This is a genomic window from Pontibacter vulgaris, from assembly GCF_022758145.1.
Lineage (GTDB): Bacteria > Bacteroidota > Bacteroidia > Cytophagales > Hymenobacteraceae > Pontibacter > Pontibacter vulgaris.
The window spans coordinates 1-3,078 of record NZ_JAJVDH010000014.1 but is presented as its reverse complement, the minus strand read 5'-3'; the positions used below and the strand labels follow the sequence as shown (position 1 = coordinate 3,078).

The window sequence follows — 3,078 nt, the reverse complement described above, 5'->3', positions numbered from 1 at the left end:
CTTTACCAGGTAATCCTTAACTTCCAGTTCAAAAGCTTTCAGGGCATACTGATCATAAGCAGTCGTGAGGATGATCATGGGCTTAGGGTTTAGCATAGGTATAAAGCTGAGTCCATCCAGGTCAGGCATGTTAATGTCCAGAAACAGCAGGTCGGGCTTATCTTGATCTAGCTGGGCAGCTGCTTCCAGGGTACTCATAAAGGTGCCTTTCAGCTCCAGGAAAGGCACCTTCGCTATATACTCTTCCAGTATTTCCTGGGCAAGGTGTTCGTCATCAATTATATAACAGCTGAGTTTCTCTTTCATGAACCTGTGAATGAAGACCGTGAATCTTTAAAGTAACTATAAACATTTCGCCTGTGTTGTTGATCTCCAGGTTATGCTGGCCCGGATATAACAAAGCCAGCCTTTTACGAACATTTGGCAGACCAATACCACCCGGTTCTTCCAAAGCGGTGCCCGCCTTGTTTCCGATCGGGTTCTGAATACGGAAGGTAAGGGTATTTTCCTTTATCTCTACACTCACTTTTATAGCACCAGGTTCCAGTCGTGCAGGGCTGTGTTTGTAGGCATTCTCCAGAAGGTGAACGAACAGCAACGGAGCAATATAGCAGGACGCTGTATCTCCTTCTACTTCCAGGTCTACCACCGGGCTCTTTTTATACCTAAGCTGCTGTAAACTAACGTAATCCTGCAGGTAGTTCATTTCCCTTGAAAGCGGCACCGCGTGGGCATTAGATTCATAGATCATGTAGCGCATCAACGAAGACAAACGAAGAACGGCCTCCGGAGCAGTAGAAGCTTGTTTGTAAACTAAAGTATGAATATTGTTAAGGGTATTAAATAAGAAGTGCGGATTGATCTGTGACTTCAGATAATGTAGCTCAGCCTCCACGGCCTGTTTCTCCAGCTGCTCTTTTTTTATAGTATTAAGCACCAGGTTTTCTGTAACTCGGGCCAGCCATCCTAGAAATGTAAAAATCGGTACAATAGTGACTAAGGTCATCATATAGTAATCGTAGGAATTCTCCCAAGTCTCCAATCCTTTAGGATGTAAAAAAACAAAGGGGAGAGGACCTGTCAGCATGATTGCTGCCAGCCTGAGGAAGTAAGCTCTCTTCTTCTTTTTACCCGAATAGCTGGTCAGCAGATAAAAATGGCCGTAAAAAATATATAGGCATGTCAGAATGAAACCTGCGGTTAAGATTTGCCAGTGGGTACCGTCATTGCTTAGCTGTAAGGTTACCAGCAGGGTCCACAGCGTCCACAGCACGATGTGGACCAGCACAAATACCTTTTTCACTCTCTCCATAAGACAAAGATATTTTTTCCGGCCATTTTCTTACTACCTACTCGGCAGAAGCCTGATACCAGTCTACGAATCCGCCTATTGAACCTGCAAGCGCTTTGGCGGAAGCAAAGCTGCCACTGGTCGATTACTTTACAGCAGTAGCATATTGCTTTTCCCTATCTGATTTTAATGCTGTTCCTTTCTTAAAAACCAGCGGAATGAGTTTACAATTGCTCCGCTACATACTATAAAACAAGGTATTCAGAATAACAATCAGAAACTATGGAAAACGCTAAGCTAAGCCTGACTATCCGGAATGTTTCCAAGACCTATAGCAATGGGGTGCAGGCACTTAAAAATGTAACACTTACCATCCCCAACGGTATGTACGGGCTGCTTGGCCCTAACGGTGCAGGTAAATCGACGCTGATGCGCACACTGGCTACCTTGCAGGAACCGGATGAAGGAAGTATCTACCTGGGAGATTTAGACGTGCTGAACCAGAAGGATGAGGTGCGCCAGACACTAGGCTATCTTCCGCAGGAGTTCGGGGTTTACCCAAAGGCAAGCGCGGAGGAACTGCTGGATTACTTTGCAGTTCTCAAAGGCATTACCAACCGCGCTTCCCGCAAAGAAGTGACGGAACATTTACTCCGACAAACTAACCTCTGGGACAAGCGCAGGCAGAAGCTGGGCGGGTTCTCGGGTGGTATGAAACAACGTTTTGGTGTAGCAGTTGCACTACTGGGTAATCCGAAATTACTTATAGTTGATGAGCCAACGGCTGGTCTGGACCCGGCTGAGCGCGTACGTTTCCTGAACCTTTTAAGTGAAGTAGGGGAAAACAGCGTGGTTATACTTTCCACCCACATCGTGGAAGATGTATCAGAGCTCTGCACCAACATGGCCATCATCAACAAAGGGGAAATACTACTGCAGGCAAAGACCAACCAGGCTGTGGCTGAACTGGAAGGCAAAATCTGGCGCAAACTAACCGACAAAAATACACTTTCTGAAATAGAGCAGGAGCATCGGGTAATTTCTGCCAAACTCCTGAGTGGGCATACTATGGTGCACATTTACAGTCAGGAAGATCCGGGCGATGGTTTTGAGTTGGTAGCCCCTGACTTAGAAGACGTTTACTTCAGCGCCATGACGGGTAATTATGTTCAACCGCAGAAAGTGGAGGAGGTGGTGAACATATGAAGGTCCGGAAGATTTTTCAGTTGGAGTTCAGCTACCAGTTACGCAGTGTCGCTACGTGGCTACACTTTGCAGTTCTATCGGTACTTGCTTTTCTGTGGGTAATAGGAAATTACATCCATGACGCGCGGGACGGTTATTTTTTACTCAATGCGCCTATTGTCATTGGTGCTATTACGGTTTTATGCTGTGTCGCCTGGCTTTTAATAGGAGCATCTGTAGCTGGAGGTGCGGCAGCCCGCGATGTAGAAACGCGAATGTATTCCCTCACTTACACCGCCCCCGCCAGCAAAAGAGCCTATCTGGGAGGGCGATTCCTTGCCGCTTTCTGCCTCAATTTCATGATCATGCTCGCCATTCCGCTGGGCATACTGTTTTCTATGCACTTTACTGGTGTAGAGGCTGAAATTCTGGGTCCGTTCCGATCAGCAGCCTACCTGACCACCTTTTTCTATATCATATTGCCCAACACGTTTATTGTGACGGCCATCCAGTTCTCGTTGGCAGCGCTCACACGACGGGCTATGGCAAGCTACCTGGGCGGGGCTCTTCTTTTCGTGGCTGCATTTATTTTGGGACAGGTA

The 3,078-nt window shown here is 46.9% G+C and carries 4 protein-coding genes; 2 read left to right on the top strand and 2 right to left on the bottom strand.

Going from position 1 to position 3,078, the window contains the following annotated elements; all coding sequences use genetic code 11:
• Together LWP20_RS17990 and LWP20_RS17985 are read right to left on the bottom strand one after the other, a co-directional pair.
• Positions 1 to 306, bottom strand: a 306-nt coding sequence (locus LWP20_RS17990; RefSeq protein ID WP_242929567.1) for a LytR/AlgR family response regulator transcription factor, incomplete at its 3' end; no start/stop codon positions are given.
• Complete coding sequence (locus LWP20_RS17985) at positions 275 to 1,312, bottom strand: sensor histidine kinase (protein ID WP_242929566.1); 1,038 nt, start codon at positions 1,310 to 1,312, stop codon at positions 275 to 277. The genes LWP20_RS17985 and LWP20_RS17990, both read right to left, overlap by 32 nt.
• Before the next feature lie 261 nt (positions 1,313 to 1,573).
• Between LWP20_RS17985 and LWP20_RS17980 the strand changes: the two genes are divergently transcribed.
• Positions 1,574 to 2,497: an ABC transporter ATP-binding protein gene (locus LWP20_RS17980; protein WP_242929565.1), complete on the top strand. Its 924-nt coding sequence runs from the start codon at positions 1,574 to 1,576 to the stop codon at positions 2,495 to 2,497.
• The coding region (locus tag LWP20_RS17975; RefSeq protein ID WP_496197214.1) for an ABC transporter permease at positions 2,494 to 3,078 on the top strand (585 nt) is incomplete at its 3' end. The genes LWP20_RS17980 and LWP20_RS17975, both read left to right, overlap by 4 nt.